Below are 20,328 nucleotides of genomic sequence, written 5' to 3'. Positions count from 1 at the left end.
CGGATAATGGCGACAGAACACACGACACAGTCCTCAGGTGCGCTTTCATTGCACGCCTCGCTGATACTTGAGCAGTTGCTGCAGATCCGACAGCACTGCCTTGCCAAGCTGCGGCCACGCCGCCGTGCTGGCCGGGACCTCGTAGCGCAGGATGGCAAGCCCTTGCGAGTCCACCAGCATCATATCGCCCGCCCGTACAGCTCCGTTCACCCCGCGCGGCGGCGTATCGGTGAGTTGCACCAGATCCAGCTTGTCCAGGTTGCGGCCAAGGGCGCTTTGGATCCGCGACATCAACTCTGGCACCTGCTGGCATTGCGCCTCACAGCGCCGGGCGGCCAGATAGACCAACCGCCATTTGCTCTGATGGGGCGGGAGTGGTTGCAACAGATAGACCTCCTGATCCAACCAGGCCCCCTTGTTGCGGGTGCCGGGTTCATACCAGCCCTGCCTCAGGGTCAGTGCAGCCAGAACCACAGGCAGCAGTATCACCAGCGCAAAGAGGACAGGTACCTTCCATCTTGACCATGAGTTCATGGGGACAACCTCCTTGTCAGCACCAGGCCCCCCACCAGCATCACCAGCGCCAGCCCAAGCCATTGCACTGCATATGCCCTGTGCTTCTCGGGCGGCATGACATTCGGCTGGTAGTGATGGAGGAAGGGTGTGTGCCTTTGATAAAACACGGCATCGGCGAGGGGTGAACCAAGGATCTCGCTCAGGGCATCCACCCTGATGGACTGCAGCCGGTTAGGATAGGGGCCGGATTCGATGTTCTGACCCAGCAGGATGCCGCCGGGGGCCGTGCGCAGCAAGCCATCGAGTGCCAGAGTTGCCGGGATGACGGGCCTTGGCAGTTGCTGCCGGCTGGCTGGCGCAGGCACCCAGCCCAGATTGACCAGCAGCAAGGGACGGGCATCACCGGCGCGTACCGGTATGATGATGTCATAGCCGATCTCGCCCGCCACCGCCTGGTTGTCCAGCAGCCAGACATGAGGGGACACCCATTCGACCTCCCCTCCCAGTGACAAGCCATCCAGTGATTGAAGATTGCGCCAGTCGATCCGGGCAAGCGTCAGTGGCGCCACCTGCTGCGCCACCGCCATCCGTCCCAGCCAGGCCTCTTTCTCCATCCCGCGCTGCCACTGCCAGAGCGACAGCTTGCACAAACCGGCCGTAACAACCAGAGTGAACATCAGTACGATCCAGCGCCTGTGATGCCATGGTCTCTGCTTATCCCATGTTGCCATGTCACGCATATAACGGAGGGCTCCAACATGTTGATCAAGATAGTGCTGGTACTGATGCTGCTGCTCATCATAGGACAGCTGTTTCATGCCCTCTGGTTGATGATGACCACGGGTCACCCCCAGAAGATGTCGGCCCCGCTGGGGCGCCGGGTGCTCTTTTCACTGCTGGTGGTCGTCATCCTGCTGCTCTCCTTGATGATGGGCTGGCTGGAGCCCAACCCGCGCCCTTACTGATCCCGACTTCAGAGCAGGTAGACGAACACGAAGAGGCAGAGCCAGACCACATCGACGAAGTGCCAGTACCAGGCCGCGGCCTGGAAGGCGAAGTGGCGCTCGGCGGAGAAGTGATCCTTCAGCACTATCCGCAGCCATATGATCAGCAGGAATACAGTCCCCAGGGTGACATGCAAGCCATGGAATCCGGTCAGGATGAAGAAGGTATTGCCGTAGATGCCGGAGTCCAGTCGCAGCCCCAGATCCCGGTACGCATGCAGGTATTCATAGCCTTGCAGCCAGAGGAACGCCAACCCGAGCACTACGGTCACAAGCAGCATTCCCTTGAGACGACTGCGTTTTCCATTTTCCAGGCCGGTATGTGCAAACAGCAGGGTGACGGAGGATGCGAGCAGGATCAGGGTATTGATGAGGGGGATACCGTGCCAGGGCATGGCCTGGGTCGTGGTGCCTCCCGGGGTCTTGACCATGGGCCAGTGCGCCGAGAAATCCGGCCACAGCAACTGGGCCGTCATCGCCTTGTTGCCCGCGCCATCCAGCCAGGGCATGGCAAGCTGGCGGGCATAGAACAGCACCCCGAAGAAGGCCAGGAAGAACATCACTTCGGAGAAGATGAACCAGACCATGCCTTGCCGGAAGGAGCGATCCATCTGGGCGCTGTAGAGCCCGGTCATGGACTCCTGGATGATGTGGCGAAACCAGCCAAACAGCATGAAGACCAGCAAGGCAACGCCAGCCATCATCAAATACCGGCCGACCCCGGCCTGCTCGCTCGCCACCTCATTGACCAGATGCCCCGCCCCGAAGGCCAGGAAAAACAAGGCCACCGCCCCTATGATGGGCCAGCGGCTCTGGTCCGGGACATAATACGTCTGGTTCACTTTGGCCATGATTATTTCCTCTGCGCCAACGTCGGGGCTGGGGTGGACTGAGTGATGTCATAGAGTGAATAGGAGAGCGTGATGGTGTTTATGTTGTCGGGCAAATCGGGGTCGACATAAAACTTGAGCGGCATCAGCTTGCTCTCCCCCGCCTGCAACTCCTGACGGTTGAAGCAAAAGCACTCCACTTTCTTCAAGTAGGCGGCGGCGGGACCGGGGGAGACCGACGGCACCGCCTGACCAATCATGGTGCGATCGGTGGGATTGAACACCCGATAATTGACCAGCTTCATCTCACCCGGCCGCACCGACAACCGCGCCGTTTCGCCGCTGAACTGCCACGGCATCTGGGTGTCCGCATGGGCAAGAAACTCGATCTGGATGGTCCGTTTGCTGTCGATCACCGCCCGCTCAGCCGTAGCCGGCTGCACTGCAGTCTTGCCGTTGAGGCCGGTGATCCTGCAGAAGACGTCATACAGCGGCACCAGTGCAAAGGCGAACCCGAACATGACAAGCACCACCAGGGCCAGCTTTCTGAGCAGGGGACCGTGATTGACCTGAGCCATATGATCTCCTTACCGCACCTCTGGCGGAGTCTTGAAGCTGTGGTAGGGCGGGGGGGATGAGAGCGTCCACTCCAGCCCCTCCGCCCCTTCCCACACCTGATTGCTCGCCTGCCGTCCTCCCCTGATGCACTTGATCACCCCCCAGACGAACAGCAACTGCGACAGCCCGAAGGCGAAGCCGCCGAGACTGATCAGCATGTTGAAGTCGGCAAATTGCAGCGCGTAATCCGGAATGCGACGGGGCATGCCTGCCAGACCGACGAAATGCATGGGGAAGAAGAGCACATTGACCGAAATGAGCGAGCACCAGAAATGCCACTGCCCGAGTCGCTCGTCATACATGTGCCCCGTCCATTTGGGCAACCAGTAATAAGCGGCGGCCAGGATCGAGAAGACTGCGCCGGTGACCAGCACATAATGGAAATGGGCCACGACAAAATAGGTATCGTGATATTGGAAATCGGCCGGGATCATGGCCAGCATCAACCCCGAGAAGCCGCCTATGGTGAACAGGGTGATGAAGGCGATGGCAAACAACATGGGGGTCTCGAACGTCAGTGATCCCCGCCACATGGTGGCAACCCAGTTGAATACCTTCACCCCGGTCGGCACCGCTATCAGCATGGTGGCGTACATGAAGAACAGCTCGGCGACCACGGGCAGCCCAGTCGTAAACATGTGGTGAGCCCAGACCATGAATGACAGCAAGGCGATGCTGCTGGTGGCATAGACCATGGAGCGATAGCCAAACAGCTGCTTGCGAGAGAAGGTGGGAATGATGCTGGAGACGATGCCAAAGGCCGGCAGTATCATGATGTACACCTCCGGATGGCCAAAGAACCAGAAGATGTGCTGGAACAGCACAGGATCCCCGCCCCCGGCCGCATCGAAGAAGCTGGTCCCGAAATACTTGTCCGTCAGCACCATGGTTACCGCTGCCGCCAGGACCGGCATGACAGCGATGAGCAGGAAAGCCGTGATAAGCCAGGTCCAGACAAACAGCGGCATCTTCATCCAGCCCATGCCCGGTGCCCGCAGGTTGAAGATGGTGACGATGACGTTGATGGCCCCCATGATGGAGGAGATACCCATGATGTGGATGGCGAAGACGAACAGCGCCGTGCTGTTGCCGCTGTATTTGGTGGACAGGGGGGCATAGAAGGTCCAACCCGAGCTGGGGCCACCGCCCTCCATGAACAGGCTCGACAGCAGGATAAGAAACGCAAACGGCAGGATCCAGAAGCTCCAGTTGTTCATCCGGGGCAGCGCCATGTCCGGGGCCCCGATCATGATGGGGATCAGCCAGTTGGCGAGGCCGGTGAAGGCGGGCATCACGGCGCCAAAGACCATGATGAGACCATGCACTGTGGTCATCTGGTTGAAGAACAGGGGCTCGACCAGTTGCAGCCCGGGTTGGAACAGTTCGGCCCGAATGACCATGGCCATGGCGCCACCGGTGAAGAACATGGTCAGGGCGAACAGCAGATAGAGGGTGCCGATATCTTTGTGATTCGTGGTGTATAGCCAGCGCCTCAGGCCCGATGCAGGTTGGTGGGCGTGCTCGCTGTGCAGGGTATCCGTGATTCCATCACTCATGCTGGCGCCTCACTTATCCTTGTTTGGATCGACTGGGTTCAGAAGGGACTGCACCTCTGCAGCCTGAATGAGATCACCGGTCTTGTTGTCCCAGGCATTGCGCTCGTATGTCACGACGGCGGCGAGTTCCTGGGCCGTCAGCTGCTTGCCGAAGGGCTGCATCGCCGTTCCGCTCTTGCCATGCAGGACTATGTCCAGGTGCTGGGCCCTATGCTCTGGCAGCGTCGCCACCTTGCTGCCCTTGAGGGCCGGGAAGATGCCGGGCAAGCCCGTACCCGCGGGTTGATGGCAGGCGGCGCAATAGCCCAGATAGACCTTCTCCCCCAGCTCCATGGCCTGCGGCAGCGTCATGGTCTGACTGGCCAGGTCTTGCTGCTGGGCCTTGGCTGCCGCCTGATCTGCCGCTGTCTTGGCGATCCAGCCATCAAACTCCCCGGCCGGCTTGGCCACCACCACTATGGGCATGAAGCCGTGGTCTTTGCCGCACAGCTCGGCACACTGCCCCCGGTAGGTGCCAGCCTTGTCGATCCGGGTCCAGGATTCGTTGATGTAACCGGGATTGGCATCTTTCTTCACCGCGAAGGCTGGAACCCACCAGGAGTGGATGACGTCATCCGAGGTCATCAGGAATCGGATCTTCTTGCCGATGGGCAACACCAGAGGCTGATCCACCTCCAGTAAATAGGTGCCACTCTTGGGTTCGTCCCCCGAGATCTGCTTCTTGCTGGTCGCCAGCAAGGAGTAGAACTCCACCGGATGCTCGAGGTATTTGTAATGCCATTTCCATTGCGAGCCCGTGATGAGCACGGTCAGGTCGGCTTTGGAGGTGTCCTCCATCTTCAGCAGCGTCGAGGTCGCCGGGGCCGCCATGGCGACCAGGATCAGCACCGGGATGGCGGTCCATAACAGCTCGATGCGGGTGCTCTCGTGGAATTGGGCGGCCTTGGCGCCGCGAGACTTTCTGTGGTGGACTATGGACCAGAGCATGGCCCCGAAGACGATCAGGCCAATGGCGCAGCAAATATAGAAAATCGTCATATGCAGGTCATACACCTGCTGGCTGATGGCGGTCGCCCCGCGCGTCATGTTGAATGTGATGTCGTTGGCGGAAACACTGCTGCTGGCGAGCCACACCATCCATGCGCCATGGTTGATTGCATTTTTTCCCACATTGCACTCCCTGTGCACGTTAGAAAAGATGGCAAGCATTGACAGTTCAAACGCTAACCATCTGAAAATAATGCATTTATTAAACGTTCAGTCACACTCAAGTATTAGTCCATATTCTGAAAAAACCAAAGTGATGCCAGCCGACGAGGGACTCGTCAGAGCAGTTGGCATCCTATCCGGGGTAAACGAGGGGTGTGCTGGCGGCAGCCATTGCCCCATGGCATAACCCAGAACGGCTCAATCACAGGATCCCTCCGGTAGCGAGCAGCCAAAGCGTTCGACAAAAGAGAAGGGGCCACCCGGGCCCCTTGTTCATCTGTGGTGACCAGCGGTGCCTTCTCGCGCCGCCGCGGCCATGTCGTTCGTCGTCAGGCCATGGGCGCCGGTTTGTCAAACAGCCGGGCCAGCAGGCTGCGCAGCTGCTTGATCAGCGCAGGCTTGCCAGCAACACCCAACGTCTTTGCCAACTCGGCCCAGGGCACATACTGCCAGATGGAGGCGATCAGCAGCCGACGCTCGTCGGGAAGCAGTTCATCCAGCACAGTCAACCGACTGGCCAGCCAGCGTTGCAGGCAGGCTTGGCACAGCTCGAACGGTTTGTGATGATGGGCAAAGCACATCAGCTCCTGATACTGGAACTCATCCAGATCGGGCGCTTCTGCGGCCGCGTTTCCTCTCAGGCATAGCCAGACCAGTTCGGGATCCAGCCCCTTGAGCTCTCCTGCCAGCAGGGTCGGCAGCTGGCTCACGAAGCGCCGTCGCCATTGCGTCAGCTCCGAATCGAGCTCCGCTTTCAGCGGTTTGAGCAACAAGGCCGCATGGCTGCCGCTGGCCGCATCCCGCTGCAGACCGATGCGCAATACCGTCAAGCCCCCCTTGAGCCAGAATGGCAGCAGATCGGGACTCGCAGAAAAGGCTGACCCCAGATAGTCGTATCCCTGCGTGCGGTAGTGTGTTTCCAGCTGCGCCAGCAACAGAGAACCCAGTCCCAGGCGATGCAAAGCGGGATGAATGGCGATGCGCATCACCCTGGCATAGGTGCGCTCCCCTGCCGTGATGAAGCCCGCGTGTGCCAGCAGCGACTGGGGCAAGAGATGACCACGGGGGCGTCTTCGCCCAGCCCAGATGTCGTGAGCCAGCGCCGGCGCTATGTTTCCTTCCCGGGCCACCAGGGCAACACCGAGCAACTCTTTATCCTGCTCCAGCAGGTGGATGTCGAGATCCGGGCTCTCCAGCAAATACCGCAAGTCACTCGGACTGGTCTGATAATGGGCCAGGACGAGCAGACCGAACACCCGATTGAGCAGAGCCTCATCACCGGCCAGCGCCTCCTGTTCCAGCCGTCGCCAGCTTGATGCTTTCGGGGGAGCCGGTGCCACTATGTCGGCATTGAGGCCGAGCAGCCGGAAGATCAGCGGCTCCAGCGGATCATGCCGGCTCCAGCGGATGGGTTCCGCCAGATGCAGCTCCTGCCAATCCGGGGTCTGCCTATCGAGCACCCGCTTGAAGCGCAGATGAAAACCACGCCCCGTCCCCTCATAGCCGTGCTCAGTGGTGGCGAATACGATGCGGCTGTGATGGGCCAGGATGGCTTCCAGCAGCGGGGTCGGAATGGCGGCGGCCTCATCCACCAACAGCAGATCCGCTTGCACATCCCCTTGAGCCGCTCGGTCTGGCGACACATAGGTCAGGCCCGCCAGCCGCTCTGGCGTGTCTGCAAGCGCGGCCGAGGCATGGGCAAAGAGCGTGGCCACAGTCGCCTGGGAAGGAGCCGTCACCACTATCTGCAGGCCGGGATCCTGGCGCAGCAGATCGGCGCTGGCCAGACCCAGCAGCGCACTCTTGCCACGGCCACGATCCGCACTCAGCACCAGCGGACGACGACGATGACCATGCAACACCTTGTGAATGGCTGGCAGCGCACGGGCTTGATCGGTGCTGAGTGGCCGGCTTGCGTCAAGAGGACACCAGGGTTCGCCGCCGACGGGAGGGTTCAAGGAGAGGGCTGGATCCCCTGCCAGCAACCGCACCAAGCGGGCGATAAAACCATGACCCGCCAGCTTGGCATCCTCAGGCTGGGCGACCAGTCGCAGCCTGTCCGGATCCGGGTAGGCTGGCCACGTCTCTCTGGGGGGCGTCAGCAGCAGCAGCAGACCACCGGCGCGCAACGTGCCCGCCAAGGCGCCGAAAGCATCGGGATGAAAGCCGCTGAAGGCGTTGAACACCAGGGTATCGCACTCCTGACCCAGCCGTTGCAGCGCCTTGGCGGCGGGCAGCGGGCCATGGCATGCGGGGCCGTCCCCCAGCCAGAAGACCGCCTCCCCCAGCAAGGGTTCGGCGCGGGTGATGCAATCGGCTTCGAGCCCTTCCAGCCAGATCAGGCGACGCTCACCGGTGCGAGCGAGGGCCTGGCGCAGGAGATCCACCTCGGCTGGGCTCATGAGGCTGAACTGTCGTCCGGCTTCACCCGCGGCTCAAACATGCGCTCCCCCATCTGATCGATGAAGGTATGGGCTTTTTGCACCATGAAACGCTCGGCGTCGGCCGGGTTGGCGAACAGATCGGAGCGGATGAAGCGGTGAGTCTGCAGCACACCATCCACATCCTTGGTGATGCGCCCTGCAAGCCGGAACTGCCCCCCTTCCGCCATGGGTTCGGGATAAATGAGATAGCCGGCGTATTCGGTGGGCGTGACATCGGCTATCTGGGCAGCTTGCCCCTTGAACAGGGCACTGAATAGTTTCTTGAGCATGTTCGTCTCCTCTCTGATGGTTGCATTCTCCTCAAGGGGGGAATCACTGGCAAGCAGGGGATCTTATTACCATTCGTTCTTTGCACTACGAACCATTCTCATTTAGATTTCATCTCATTCCAGCATGAGGTCCACTATTATGTACGTGTGTTTGTGCCGCGGCATCACAGATAACCAGATCCGCAAGGCGGTACAGGTAGGCAAGACCGAGTTCAGACAGCTGAAACAGTCGCTGGAAGTCGGTGCCCAATGTGGCAAGTGCGTGCGCATGGCGATGGAGATCATCGCCACCGAGATCGACAAGATGGAGTCGGAGCAGGTGCCCCTTTATTACGAAGTGGCCTGAAGCACCTCTTCCCGACCCTCACCTCATCGAGCGGATGCTCCCCCTGTCAGGGGAGCCGATTCGCCTTCTTCTTATGGTCATTTTTCTCGACTACGCTCTAGTGATCGGTGCCCTAGGCTCGAACACGAGGAGTAATGTCGATGAAAGGAGATCCCAAAATCATTGCCCACCTCAACAAGGTGCTGGCCAATGAGCTGGTTGCCATCAACCAATATGTCCTGCATGCCCGCATCTACGATGACTGGGGCCTCAAGGGGCTCGGGCACAAGGAATATCATGAGTCCATCGATGAGATGAAGCATGCCGACGAGCTGGTCAAGCGAGTGCTGTTTCTGGAAGGACTGCCCAACTTGCAGGATCTGGGCAAGCTGCGTATCGGTGAGACAGTCGAAGAGATGCTGCGCTGCGATCTGTCACTGGAAATGGATGCCATTCCCGACCTGAAAGTGGCCATCACCTATGCCGAGTCCGTCCATGATTATGTCAGCCGTGACCTGTTCCAGGATATCCTGGAAGACGAGGAGGAACATGTCGACTGGCTGGAAACCCAGCTGGACCTCATCGCTCGCATCGGCCTGGAAAACTATCAGCAATCCCAGCTTCATACCGCATCATCCTGAGTGCGGATGCCATTAAGATCTGTCCCCAACCCGCCAAGGCGGGTTTTTTCTGGGCCACCACCTTGAAGTCCAGGCATGCAATTGAAACATACGGGCATTACTCTCTGCCAGGCAGCTGGCCAACCTGGGTGTTTCCCGAAGTCAGCCAACCCCCTTCACGATACTGGGCGCACCGCCGGATCCGGCGAACGAGGCACAGCCCAAGCCGGATTGAACCATTGCAGTGATCACAGTTACGATGCAGGGCAAAGCAGCGCACGCCGCTTTCGATTAGGATACGGCCCTATTCCCATCACTTTGCTACGGATGATTTCCATGGAACTGATTGCACGTGAGATGGCCCCCCACAAGCGGGTGGCCCTGGTGGCTCACGACAACATGAAGACCCCATTGCTGAACTGGGTGCTGCGCCGCAAGGAGGAGCTCAAGCTCCACCACCTCTATGCGACCGGCACCACGGGCACCCTGCTCGGCAAGAAGGCGCAGCTGCCCATCACCTGCCTCTTCTCTGGCCCCATGGGCGGCGATCAGCAGCTCGGCGCCCTGATTGCCGAGGGCAGGATCGACGTGATGATCTTCTTCTGGGATCCTCTCAATGCCGCGGCGCACGATCCTGACGTGAAGGCGCTGCTGCGCCTCGCGGCGGTCTGGAATATCCCGGTCGCCACCAACGAAGCGACGGCGGACTTCATCATGGACAGCCCGCACATGCAGCAGGCATTCAGCGTACAGGTGCCCGACTACGCCGGTTATCTCAAGGCAAGAACCGAGTAGCTATCAACCAGATAGCAAAGAGCCGGACACAGTCCGGCTATTTTGTCTGAAGGATGGTGACGGCTCAGCGCTGGAAACTCTTCTGGGCGAACTTGGGTCTGGCGTTCATGATCTGCTCCACCTGCTCGTCGCTCATCTTGCCGCGCGACAGCCCCAGCACCTTGTAGGTCAGCAGCGGCCGTGCCGGCAGCGCAATCATCAGGGCGCGGATCTGGTTTTCGTCCTCCTTCTCTCGCACCGGCTTGCCATAGGCATAGGTCAGCACCCCGGCATCCATCAGGTTTTTGACGGCAGGCTCGGTGATCGGCAGGTTTATGACGCTTTTACGTTGCAGCACGAACTCGCGCAGCACCGCCTTCTCGTTGAAGTCGAGGAAGCCTATCATCTGGGCCAACTGATCCTGTTGACGACGGGATTGCCACTCGTCACAGGCCCATTCCCAGGCGATCAGGAAACCCTGGCTGCAGAAGTAGGAGATGGCAATCAGCATGCCGACCCCCAGCCAGGCGGCGTGAGCCGTGGCCCACTGACTGACGGCGCCTTTCATCAGCCCGGCCGGGAACAGCAATATGATGCTGCAGCAGAGCAGCAGCCAGACCATCAGCCAGTTGAGGCGATTCAGCTGGTAAAAATGTTGGATCCACCGTTTCATCGTTCACCCTTCCCAAGTCAATGTGGACAGTAGCCAACTCATAGCAATACCTGTGCCAAGGCGAGGATCCTGTGGGCGGGATCTGGATCCTGGCGGGCAGAACTGATGGGATGAGTCTGTGGCCAGGTTACATCCCCTTACAAGTTGCCGGGGGGACGAGCCGCCATTTTCCTTGTGGGGCGGCCCATCTCTTGGTAAAAAGCCCACACTGTCATTGGGGAGTAGCAACCCGCCCGTGATCCGGGCAGGGCTCATGTCAACATTCTTGGATCATCAGATCCATGGCATGGGCGGCGATAGCATCTATCGCTCTGCAAGACCTTTGGCCTCGATACGCAAGCCAGCCGGGCGAGCCGTATCGGGTCCATCGGTTGTTCTGCTCGCCTGGCGGTTGCCTATTATGTTGATCACCCTGCTGTTATTTCTGCTCTCTGCCGTCACCATCTACCTGGCCTGCGAATATTTCGTCAACGGTATCGAATGGACCGGCCATCACCTCAAGTTCTCCCAGAGCGCCACCGGCTCCCTGCTGGCGGCCCTCGGCACTGCCTTGCCCGAATGCATAGTTACCCTGACCGCCCTGCTGATGGGGGATGCCCCTGCCCAGCAGCAGATTGGGATAGGCGCCGCCCTCGGTGGCCCCCTGGTGCTCTCCACCATAGGTTACGCCGCCGTCGGCCTGACCCTGCTGCTGTGCATGAGCCCTGAACACAGAGTCATAGATGGCGAGGTGCAGCGAGAGACTGGTCGGGATCAGGCCTGGTTTGTCGCTATCTTCCTGGTGGCGGTGGCCCTCGGCATGGTGGCCTTCACCGGCAAAACCTGGCTGGCCCCGCTGTTCGTGCTGGTGTATCTGGTCTATGTGCGGCGCGAGCTGAAACAGACCGACAGCCACGAGACCCCGTTGCCAGAGCCCCTCAAGCTGGATCCCAAGGCCGGGATCCCGGCCCTTCGCAAGGTGCTGCTGCAGACCCTGGGAGCCCTGGTGGTGGTGGCGCTGGCGGCGCAGCTGTTCGTTCATCAACTGGAGAGCATGGGCGAGCTGTTCGGCCTCTCTCCCGTGCTGGCGGCCCTGCTGCTGAGCCCGGTGGCGACCGAAATGCCGGAGCTGATGAATGTGCTGATCTGGGTACGTCAGGGCAAGAACCGGCTGGCACTGGCCAATATCTCCGGCGCCATGATGATCCAGGGCACCATTCCCAAGGCATTCTGCCTGCTGTTCACCCCCTGGTTGCTCGACAGCACCATGATGGCCTCCTCCCTGGTGACCCTGCTGGCGGTGGCACTGCTATGGTGGGGCTTCAGCCGGGAGCGGATGACGGCGGGCAGGCTGGCCTGCGTAGGTGTGGTGTACCTGGGCTTCTGCGGCTGGCTGATGGTGAGCTGAGGGCGCGCTCTATGTGAAGATGGCGCCATAAGAAAGGGCAGGATGAGATCCTGCCCTTGTTTATTTTCATGGGGTTATGTCAGCCGGGTTGAGCCCCGGGATCAGAACTGCTGGAACCAGCGCTGGATCTGGGCCGGATCCTTGCTCTGGGTCAGGGAGAGCATCAAGAGGATGCGCGCCTTCTGCGGGTTCAGGGTGCCGGCGGCCACGAAGCCGTACTTGGCGTCGTCGATCTCGGCATCCAGGGTGGTGGCGCCGGTCGGCACACGGGCGGAGCGCACTACCCGAATGCCGTCCTTGCTCGCCTTGGCCAAGGTGTCGAACAGTGTGTGGTAGAGGTTGCCGTTGCCTACCCCGGCGCTGACGATGCCGTCAAACTTGGCATCCACCATGGCCTTGGCCGGCAGATCGGTGGCATTGGCATAGTTGTAGACGATGCCCACCTGCGGCAGCTTGTCGAGCTTGCTCACGTCGAACGGCGTCTTGCTGGTGTGCAGGCGGGCCGGGCTGCGCTGGTAGTCGATCTTGCCGTTGTGGATGTAGCCGAGCGGGCCGAAGTTGGGGGCGGCGAAGGTCTGCACCCCTGTGGTGTTGGTCTTGGTGACGTCCCGGGCATCCAGCACTGTGTCGTTCATGGCGACCATGACGCCGCGACCCTTGGAGCTGGGGTCGGAGGCGGTGACCACGGCGTTGTAGAGGTTGAGCGGGCCATCGGCACTCATGGCGGTGGAGGGACGCATGGCACCCACCAGCACCACCGGCTTGTCGCTCTTGACGGTGAGGTTGAGGAAGTAGGCGGTCTCTTCCATGGTGTCGGTGCCGTGGGTGATGACGATGCCATCCACGTCATCCTTGGCCAGCAGCTCGTTGACCCGCTTGGCCAGCTTGAGCCACACCTCGTCGTTCATGTCCTGGGAGCCGATCTTGACCACCTGCTCCCCCTGCACCTCGGCCACGTTCTTCATCTCGGGCACGGCGGCGATCAGGGTCTCGATGGCCACCTTGCCTGCCTCATAGTTGGATTGGGTGGCGGACTGCCCCGCACCGGCTATGGTGCCACCGGTCGCCAGAATATGAACCTGCGGCAGGGCCATGGCCAGGGGGGATAGGGTCATGCCGAGGACGACGGCGAGCAGGGTCTTGCGGATAGGGTGAGTCATGCTGCAATCCTTTTGGGTTAGTTGACTGCAGCATTTTCATCCAATTTAGAACGTTTTTAAGTGATCACTCTCAACAATAAAAACAAGTAAACAGAATATTGGTCTGATTTTTACCCATATAGGGATAAATCACTCCGCACTAAACCCCTTGGCTTCGATCAGCGCGATCAACTCGCCCTTGCTCAGCTCGCTCTCGATGACGGCCTTGCGGCTGCCAAAATCGACCCGAGCCTGGCTGACGGTGCTCTGGGCCAGCAGCGCCTTCTGCAGGCTGGCGGCGCAGCCACCGCAGGACATGCCGGAGACGGTGAGTTCTATGGTCATGGGATCTCTCCTCTGTGGATGTGCTCCCAGCCTAAAGCTGACGCCCGCGGCAAGGTCAAGCCCTAGCGGGCCACCACAGATTCACGCACCACCAGGCGTCCCTGGAATTTCTGCTGCTCATCGGCCGGTCGCAGACTCTGCGCCAGCTGTGCCTGCAACACCCGCACGCTCTCCTGGGCCAGCCGCTCACTCGGGTATTCGATGCAGGTCAACGGCGGGGTCAGCTGGCTCGCCAGGGAGGAGCCTTCCAGGCTGATGACGGAGACATCTTGAGGGATATGGAGGTTGAACTCGCGCAACAGCCGCATGGCGTCGGCAGCCTGGGCATCTTGCTGCACCACCAGCGCCGTGAAGGGCAGGTAGCGATTGAGCAAGCCGAGCAGCGCCTGCTGGTTGTCGGTACCGTCGATCACCAGCTGGCTGTTATAGGGCAGGGATTGCTGCTGAAGTGCCTGCTGATAACCCTGGATGGCGCTCTTTCCGGCTGGGGATAGTTTGTCATCCAGCATCAGCACCAGCTGGCGATGACCCTTGCCGAGCAGGAAGCGACAGGCGCTCTCGGTGGCAAAGGTCAGGTCATAGCTGAGATTGAGGTTGCCGGTGTCGCTCACCCCATCGAGCTGAATGAGGCGCGGGTCCGGATTCAGAGGTTGTTTGGTACCGAGGACCAGGACGCCATCACAACGCCCTCCCAGCAGTTCATCGACCGCCAGCTGCTGTTGCTGCGCCTCGTCGGCAAAGCGCACCAGCATGCTCTTGCCCGTCTTGGCCAGCGCCCCTTCCAGCAGCGGCAGCATGCTGGCCAGACGATTGCCAAGCTGGGGGGAGAGGATGATGCCCACACAATCCGTCGCCTGGGTCGCCAGGGAGCGGGCCGTGGCATTGGGTCGGAAATTCAGCTGCTCGGCGGCTTGTAGCACGGCCAACCGACTCTCTTCACGCACGCCGCGCGAGCCGCTCAGGACGCGGGAAACGGTGGCTTTAGACACATTCGCGAGGCGCGACACATCGGTAATATTGGCCATGGCTTCATCAACGGTAACCGGTTAACAGGCCTCCATCCTAGCACAGGCCAGCGACCTCCGGTAAGGGCCGGCAGCCTGACCAATGGAAAAGGGGGGGCCTTGCCCCCCCTCTGCCAACCTGGCTTCCATCAGAAGAAATATTTGAAACGCACCCGGCCACCGTAGCGATCCATGTTGTCCACCTCGCCGCTGTCGACATTCAGCTGGGACCAGTAGGCTCCCAGATAGATATCGAAGTTGCTGAGATCCAGCACGCTCGGGATCTTGTAGGAGGCGTAGACGGTGTTGATGCTGTGCTTGCCGATCATCTTGCTGAAGTCGGCGCTGGTGTTGTTCAGATTGGCGCTGCTGATGTCGTTGATGGCGTAGACGTAACCCAGGCCGGCATTGTGCCAGAGCAGGTTGGCGCCCAGGGTGGTATCGGTTTCAGCCTCGGCATCCATGCGGGCCAGGTTGGCATTGATGACCAGGGCATCCTGGGTCCAGCTGGTGGTGAGGCCATAACCCATGCGATCGGACACCGAGACGTCGTCGCTGGTGACGATGGCGTCGCTGATCACGTTGCCCTCGGCCCCCAGGGCGACCTTGAGGTTCTCCCCCTTCCAGGCGATGACGGGACGCACGATGATGGAGTCCTTGGCCTTGGTCAGCGCATAGCCATGGTATTGCTGGCCTGCAAACAGATTGGTGCGATCTCCGATCAGGGTGGAGAGCTCCAGATACCAGTTGCCCGCCTCCTTATTGAGCAGCAGCTGACCCCCCTTGCCTGCCCGGCCACGACCCTCCTTGAGCATGTAAACATAGCCATTGCCATCGGAGTAGAGGTCGTTGGCGCTATCCCCCGAGTGTTCGACAAAGATGTCCTGACCCAGCGGGAACATGTCGTAGGCCTCGAAACGGCCGACCTTCATCCCCCAGTTGCTGCGCTGGCCGAACCCCAGATACGCATCGTCGGCACCGGCACCACCATTGGTGCCTATGGTGGGCTGGATCTGGATCTGGCCATAGCGACCATCTTCCAGCTCCCGTACCCCGAGGAAGTTCAGCAGCAGGCGACCATCCTCGTCCCAGCGATCGGTGCGGGTCTCGCTGGTTTGACCCAGCACGTTGCCACGGGTGGTATTGGACGCGTTCAGGTTGATCTCCGCATCGCCCCCTAGGCTCAGGCGCCCGAAGTCAGTGTTGGTCTCCACCACGGCGCTGGCCATGAAAGGGGTGCTCAGGGCCAGGATGGCAAGGAGCTGGGCGGACAGGTTTGTCAGTTTCATTATTATCATTCCTTGAGTTTTATGTTTTTGATAAACAAGTACTTATTTATCTGTCTCCCCGGAGGGAGGACAAATTCGGGCATGCCTTTCCCCCATCGCGACGCAATGTGGGGCAAAGGGCATGGATCAAATCGGGTGGAGGACTAGGGCCCGAGGCAGTGTCTCAGCCTCTGACAGGCATAGCCCGCCGGGGTAGGCGAGTCGGCGCTCTCTCCTCGGCCAAGGCTCAGATGGTCCATGTGGTGGCTCCTTCGACGCAGCTCGGCAGCCAGGCGGCGCCGCGTACCCCGCTGCTGTCCCCGTAGCGTGCAGGCACTATGGGGGTGAGGCACTGCGCCGAGAACAGGTAGGGAATCACTGCCGCGGGCAGATCACGATAGAGGGAGGCGATGTTGGAGAGGCCGCCCCCCAGTACGATGACATCCGGGTCCAGCACATTGATCAGGCTGGCGACGCTGCGGGCCAGGGCCTGGATGAAGTGGTCATAGTGGACCTCGGCCTCCACATCCCCCTCGGCGGCGGCCGTGATGATCCCGAGCGGGGACAGCCCGCGGCCATGACGCTCCACGAAACGACCGGCAAACCCTGTCCCGGAGACGAACCGCTCGATGCAGTTGCTGCGCCCGCAGTAACAGGGCTGGGTTGGGCCATCAAGCGCCGGATCGTAGCCGGGCAAGGGGTTGTGTCCCCACTCCCCGGTGATGGCGTTGGGACCGACGATGAGCTGGCGATTGACCACCAAGCCGCCACCACAGCCGGTGCCGAGGATGATGCCAAACACCACCCTGCCCGTCTCTCCCGCCCCGTCGACGGCCTCCGAGAGGGCGAAACAGTCGGCGTCATTGGCGAGCCAGACCGGCTGGCCCAGGGCCTGGGTCAAGTCTTGCTTGAGGTCCTGTCCGTTGAGAAACAGACAGTTGGCATTCTTGATGCGACCCGTCTGTGGGTCGATTGCCCCGGGCAGCCCGATGCCGATGGTGAAGGCGCTGTCCATCGCCTGCCGTATCTCCCTCACCAGATCTGTGATGGCCGCCAGGAAATCGCCGTACCCCGTGGTCGGGGTCGCGATCCGCCTGCGCAGCAGGCTGACACCCTGGCCATCGAGCAGTTGAGCCTCGATCTTGGTTCCCCCGATGTCGAGTCCGAGTCGCAACATGATCGTCTTCCTCAGGCAGCCAGCTTGCGATGCAGCTCGATGAGCTCGGTGACCAGCTCCCGGGCCAACATGGCGGTCATCAGGTGATCCTGGGCGTGGACCAGGATCAGCGTGACCGGGATCTTGCCCTCCCCTTCATCCGCCTCGATCAGCCTGGTCTGCACCCCGTGGGCCGCATTGGCTGCCTCGGCGGCCTGACGAAGCAGATCGTCAGCTTCCGCAAACTGGCCGGCCCTGGCCTGGCGCAGCGCCTCGAAACAGAGGCTGCGGCTCATGCCGGCATTGATGATAAGACCCATGACGGTCTCTTCCAGATCGAACATACACACTCCTTGGTGATGGGCGCCGGCCCTGGGGCTGGCGCTCTTTATAGGGGCCAAGTGACGGAATAATCAGTCGAAGCCATTCTCACGGGCGGCGGTGGCAAACCACTGGCCGCTCTTCTTGATGCGCCGGGTCTGGCTCTCCAGCTCCAGCTCGATGAAGCCGTAACGGTTCTTGTAGGCATTGCTCCACGACCAGTTGTCGATGAAGGTCCAGAGGTGATAGCCCCGGCACTGACAGCCCTCCGACAGCCCCTTGTGCAGCCAGATGAGGTGATCCCGGATGAAGCCGATGCGGTAGTCATCCTGGATCTGGCCATCCTCTCCCTTGAACCTGGCCTCCCCCTCCACCCCCATGCCGTTCTCGGAGATGTAGCTCGGGATGTTGCCGTAGTGGTCGCGCAGGTTGACCAGGATGTCGTAGATCCCCTGTTCGTAGATCTCCCAGCCCCGGTGCGGGTTCATCTTGCGCCCCGGCATCTCGTAGTAGTCGAAGAACCACTCCGGCATGAAGGGGCTGGCAGGATTGACCGCGTGGCTGCGCACCTTGACCCGGCGCGGCTGGTAGTAGTTGACCCCCAGCAGGTCGATCTTGCCGGCCGCCAGCAGGGCAGCATCGCCCGGCTCGCAGGCCGGCAGTTGATCGTATTCCCGCAGCAGCTCGACCAGCTCGGCGGGGTATTCCCCCTTGACCGCCGGATCCAGGAAGCTGCGGTTGAACATCAGATCCGCAATGTTGGCCGCCTTCAGATCCGCCGGGTGTTGCGAGCGCGGATAGGAAGGGGTCAGATTCAGGATGATGCCGATCTGACCATCCTGACCGAGCTCCCGGTAGCGCTGCACCGCCCTGGCGTGGGCCAGCATGGTGTGATAGGCCACGGTGGCGGCGCGGCGAAAGTCCACCACGTTCGGATAGTGGAAGTCGTAGAGGTAACCCCCCTCCACCGGCACTATGGGTTCGTTGAAGGTGAACCAGTGCTTCACCTGGCTCCCGAACAGCCTGAAGCAGGTCTCGGCAAACTCGGCGTAAGCCTCGATCACTTCCCGGCTTTCCCAGCCCCCCAGCGCCTGCATGCTCATGGGCATGTCGAAGTGGAACAGGCAGATGAAGGGCTCTATCCCCTCTGCCTTGAGCTCGTCCAGCATGGCGTCGTAGAAGGCGACGGCCTCCGGGTTTGGCTCCCCCCGGCCAGCCGGGATCAGCCTGGACCAGGCGATGGAGGTGCGGAAGCTGTTGTGACCAAGCTGCTTCAGCAGACGGATGTCATCGCGAAAATGCTCATAAAAACCTGAGGTCTGCGCCGGCCCTATCTGCTGATGGAAACGGTTGGGGGACTGCTCGAACCAGTGATCCCAGATGGTTGGGGCCTTGCCGCCCTGGAGGCTGGCGCCTTCCGCCTGGGCGGCGGAGGAGGCGCTGCCCCACCAGAACTGTTCAGGAAAACGGTATTGCATCTCGTGTTACTCCAAGCTTGAAAAAAGAGGCCGCCAGGCGGCCCCGGCAGGCAATCAACGGGTGGCGGCGGCCAGCTCCGGCGTTTTCGGACTCTCTTCCTGCTCTTCCTGTTTGAGCAGGGTGCGCTCATAGGCTTTCAGGAAGGGGTAATACATGGCAGCGGCGGAGCACATGCAGAGCAGGCTCAGCACCATGGGGCTGATGGCCCAGTTGGCCGCCCAGGAGGCGCCGATGGGGCCAGGGGTGGTCCAGGGAGTGAGAGAGACAACCCGCTCCACCAGACCTATATCCAGGGCAAACCAGGCCAGAGTGGCGTTGATCATGGGTACCAGGATGAAAGGCAGGAAGAACACCGGATTCATCACTATGGGCGCACCGAACAGGATGGGTTCGTTGATGTTGAACAGGCCAGGCACCACGCCCATCTTGCCGATGGATCTCAGGTGGGCTGCCTTGCTGCGCAGCAGCAGGAAGGCCAGCGGCAGGGTGGAGCCGACGCCACCGATCAACAGGTAGTGATCCCAGAAGCCCTGCAGGAAGATGTGGGGCAGCGCCTCACCGGCCGCCATGGCGGCCTGGTTGTTGGCCAGATTGGCCATCCAGAACGGGTTCATGATGCCGGTGACAATCAGGGCACCGTGGATCCCCGCGAACCAGAGCACCTGGCACACCAGCACCGCCAGCAGCATGGCAGGCAGGGAATCGGAGGCCGCCACCAGCGGCTTGACCAGCGACATGATGGCCTCCGGCAAAATCATGCCGGTGGTGCTCTCCAGGATCAGGTTGAGGGGGTGCAGGGTCAGGATGATCACCAGCACCGGGACCAGCACCTCGAAGGAGCGGGCGACCCCCGTCGGGACCTGGGGCGGCAACTTGATGGTGATGTTGTTGCGCTTGAGGAAGGCATAGACCTCGGCCGCATAGATGGCGGTGATCAGGGCCGTGAAGATCCCCTGACCGGAGAAGTACTGCATGGAGATGGCACCATCCTTGACGGGGGCCGCCACCAGCATGAAGGACATCAGGCAGAGCAGGCCTGTGGTGACGGGGTCCAGACCGTTCTGCCGCGCCAGGCTGGCGCCAATTCCCACCGAGATGAACAGGGTCATCAGCCCCATGCTCAACTGGAAGGGCAGCAGCAACTGGGACTGATAGGTCGACGAGAAGTCGAGCCAGGCACGGGCAAATCCCCATTGGGTCTGGGGTGAGAAGGGGGGGAAGATGAACACCAGCATGAAGCTGCCGACGATCATGAAGGGCAAGGCGGCGATGAAGCCGTCACGGATTGCCTGCACGTATTTCTGCTGTCCAATCCGGCCGGCCAGCGGGCTGACCCGGTTCTCTATGGTACTGACAAAGCGCTCGTAAAGGGTGTTCATGAAGGTTTCCTT

22 protein-coding genes and 1 riboswitch are annotated in these 20,328 nt (G+C 60.9%); of the genes, 5 read left to right on the top strand and 17 right to left on the bottom strand.

Translation table 11 applies throughout. The features are described 5' to 3' along the window. Positions 1-45: 45 nt before the first annotated feature. Together Aeroheme_RS02680 and Aeroheme_RS02675 are read right to left on the bottom strand one after the other, a co-directional pair. A complete protein-coding gene (locus tag Aeroheme_RS02680; RefSeq protein WP_368169001.1) occupies positions 46-534 on the bottom strand; it encodes a hypothetical protein in 489 nt (162 codons plus the stop codon). After that, positions 531-1,193, bottom strand: a complete 663-nt coding sequence (locus Aeroheme_RS02675) for an SURF1 family protein (protein ID WP_411166642.1) — start codon at positions 1,191-1,193, stop codon at positions 531-533. The genes Aeroheme_RS02680 and Aeroheme_RS02675 overlap by 4 nt, the downstream gene beginning before the upstream one ends. 81 nt (positions 1,194-1,274) lie before the next feature. Between Aeroheme_RS02675 and Aeroheme_RS02670 the strand changes: the two genes are divergently transcribed. Further along, a complete protein-coding gene (locus Aeroheme_RS02670; RefSeq protein WP_111911044.1) occupies positions 1,275-1,481 on the top strand; it encodes a DUF2909 family protein in 207 nt (68 codons plus the stop codon). Positions 1,482-1,489: 8 nt separating this feature from the next. Here the strand turns inward: Aeroheme_RS02670 and Aeroheme_RS02665 are convergent, their stop codons facing one another. From Aeroheme_RS02665 to Aeroheme_RS02640, 6 genes are all read right to left on the bottom strand, one after another. Beyond that, positions 1,490-2,371 (bottom strand): cytochrome c oxidase subunit 3, encoded by an 882-nt coding sequence (locus Aeroheme_RS02665; protein ID WP_408793160.1) that lies wholly within the window; start codon positions 2,369-2,371, stop codon positions 1,490-1,492. A 2-nt stretch (positions 2,372-2,373) separates the two neighbouring features. After that, positions 2,374-2,928 (bottom strand): cytochrome c oxidase assembly protein, encoded by a 555-nt coding sequence (locus tag Aeroheme_RS02660; RefSeq protein ID WP_025328389.1) that lies wholly within the window; start codon positions 2,926-2,928, stop codon positions 2,374-2,376. 9 nt (positions 2,929-2,937) lie between these two features. Further along, entirely contained in the window at positions 2,938-4,524 is a 1,587-nt protein-coding gene (gene ctaD, locus Aeroheme_RS02655) for a cytochrome c oxidase subunit I (protein WP_139745644.1), read from the bottom strand. A 9-nt stretch (positions 4,525-4,533) separates the two neighbouring features. Continuing rightward, entirely contained in the window at positions 4,534-5,661 is a 1,128-nt protein-coding gene (gene coxB, locus Aeroheme_RS02650; protein WP_411167212.1) for a cytochrome c oxidase subunit II, read from the bottom strand. A 401-nt stretch (positions 5,662-6,062) separates the two neighbouring features. Then, positions 6,063-8,135 carry a tRNA(Met) cytidine acetyltransferase TmcA gene (locus Aeroheme_RS02645; protein ID WP_411166641.1) on the bottom strand — a complete coding sequence of 691 codons (2,073 nt, stop codon included), beginning with the start codon at positions 8,133-8,135 and terminating at the stop codon, positions 6,063-6,065. Next, on the bottom strand, positions 8,132-8,446 hold the full coding sequence (locus Aeroheme_RS02640; protein WP_408837118.1) for an HlyU family transcriptional regulator: 315 nt from the start codon (positions 8,444-8,446) through the stop codon (positions 8,132-8,134). Before Aeroheme_RS02640 ends, Aeroheme_RS02645 begins: the two co-directional genes overlap by 4 nt. A gap of 139 nt (positions 8,447-8,585) precedes the next feature. On the opposite strand from Aeroheme_RS02640, the gene Aeroheme_RS02635 reads away from it, so the two are divergent. The 3 genes from Aeroheme_RS02635 to Aeroheme_RS02625 all read left to right on the top strand — a co-directional run bounded on the left by Aeroheme_RS02635 (position 8,586) and on the right by Aeroheme_RS02625 (position 10,186). Beyond that, on the top strand, positions 8,586-8,792 hold the full coding sequence (locus Aeroheme_RS02635; protein WP_411166640.1) for a bacterioferritin-associated ferredoxin: 207 nt from the start codon (positions 8,586-8,588) through the stop codon (positions 8,790-8,792). A gap of 140 nt (positions 8,793-8,932) precedes the next feature. Beyond that, positions 8,933-9,412, top strand: a complete 480-nt coding sequence (gene bfr, locus Aeroheme_RS02630) for a bacterioferritin (protein WP_411166639.1) — start codon at positions 8,933-8,935, stop codon at positions 9,410-9,412. Positions 9,413-9,727: 315 nt separating this feature from the next. Next, positions 9,728-10,186: a methylglyoxal synthase gene (locus Aeroheme_RS02625; protein WP_162520173.1), complete on the top strand. Its 459-nt coding sequence runs from the start codon at positions 9,728-9,730 to the stop codon at positions 10,184-10,186. A 64-nt stretch (positions 10,187-10,250) separates the two neighbouring features. Here the strand turns inward: Aeroheme_RS02625 and Aeroheme_RS02620 are convergent, their stop codons facing one another. Beyond that, on the bottom strand, positions 10,251-10,838 hold the full coding sequence (locus tag Aeroheme_RS02620; RefSeq protein WP_025328396.1) for a superinfection exclusion B family protein: 588 nt from the start codon (positions 10,836-10,838) through the stop codon (positions 10,251-10,253). Between the two features lie 204 nt (positions 10,839-11,042). Then, positions 11,043-11,149, top strand: a riboswitch (yybP-ykoY riboswitch). An 89-nt stretch (positions 11,150-11,238) separates the two neighbouring features. On the opposite strand from Aeroheme_RS02620, the gene Aeroheme_RS02615 reads away from it, so the two are divergent. Beyond that, entirely contained in the window at positions 11,239-12,225 is a 987-nt protein-coding gene (locus tag Aeroheme_RS02615; protein WP_411166638.1) for a sodium:calcium antiporter, read from the top strand. A 101-nt stretch (positions 12,226-12,326) separates the two neighbouring features. Here the strand turns inward: Aeroheme_RS02615 and ansB are convergent, their stop codons facing one another. From ansB to Aeroheme_RS02575, 8 genes are all read right to left on the bottom strand, one after another. Continuing rightward, positions 12,327-13,385, bottom strand: coding sequence for an L-asparaginase 2 (gene ansB / locus Aeroheme_RS02610; protein WP_163137572.1), 1,059 nt, complete (start codon positions 13,383-13,385; stop codon positions 12,327-12,329). Positions 13,386-13,514: 129 nt separating this feature from the next. Further along, the gene (locus tag Aeroheme_RS02605; RefSeq protein ID WP_234690662.1) at positions 13,515-13,709 is read right to left on the bottom strand and encodes a heavy-metal-associated domain-containing protein; all 195 of its coding nucleotides are present in this window, start codon (positions 13,707-13,709) and stop codon (positions 13,515-13,517) included. Between the two features lie 62 nt (positions 13,710-13,771). Further along, positions 13,772-14,734 carry a LacI family DNA-binding transcriptional regulator gene (locus Aeroheme_RS02600; RefSeq protein ID WP_106885695.1) on the bottom strand — a complete coding sequence of 321 codons (963 nt, stop codon included), beginning with the start codon at positions 14,732-14,734 and terminating at the stop codon, positions 13,772-13,774. A 128-nt stretch (positions 14,735-14,862) separates the two neighbouring features. Next, entirely contained in the window at positions 14,863-16,002 is a 1,140-nt protein-coding gene (locus Aeroheme_RS02595) for a carbohydrate porin (RefSeq protein ID WP_168235880.1), read from the bottom strand. 226 nt (positions 16,003-16,228) lie between these two features. Further along, entirely contained in the window at positions 16,229-17,158 is a 930-nt protein-coding gene (locus tag Aeroheme_RS02590; protein WP_411166637.1) for an ROK family protein, read from the bottom strand. Between the two features lie 11 nt (positions 17,159-17,169). Further along, positions 17,170-17,481, bottom strand: coding sequence for a PTS N,N'-diacetylchitobiose transporter subunit IIA (gene chbA / locus Aeroheme_RS02585; protein ID WP_106885692.1), 312 nt, complete (start codon positions 17,479-17,481; stop codon positions 17,170-17,172). A gap of 69 nt (positions 17,482-17,550) precedes the next feature. Continuing rightward, a complete protein-coding gene (locus tag Aeroheme_RS02580; RefSeq protein ID WP_411166636.1) occupies positions 17,551-18,936 on the bottom strand; it encodes a glycoside hydrolase family 1 protein in 1,386 nt (461 codons plus the stop codon). Between the two features lie 54 nt (positions 18,937-18,990). Continuing rightward, entirely contained in the window at positions 18,991-20,316 is a 1,326-nt protein-coding gene (locus Aeroheme_RS02575; RefSeq protein WP_163137568.1) for a PTS sugar transporter subunit IIC, read from the bottom strand. Positions 20,317-20,328: the final 12 nt, after the last annotated feature.

Origin of the sequence: Aeromonas sp. DSM 116730, assembly GCF_046581335.1 — a bacterium.
GTDB classification, from domain to species: Bacteria; Pseudomonadota; Gammaproteobacteria; order Enterobacterales; family Aeromonadaceae; genus Aeromonas; species Aeromonas rivipollensis.
Note: the sequence above shows the minus strand (reverse complement) of the source record. Positions and strands in the feature narration are given on the sequence as shown.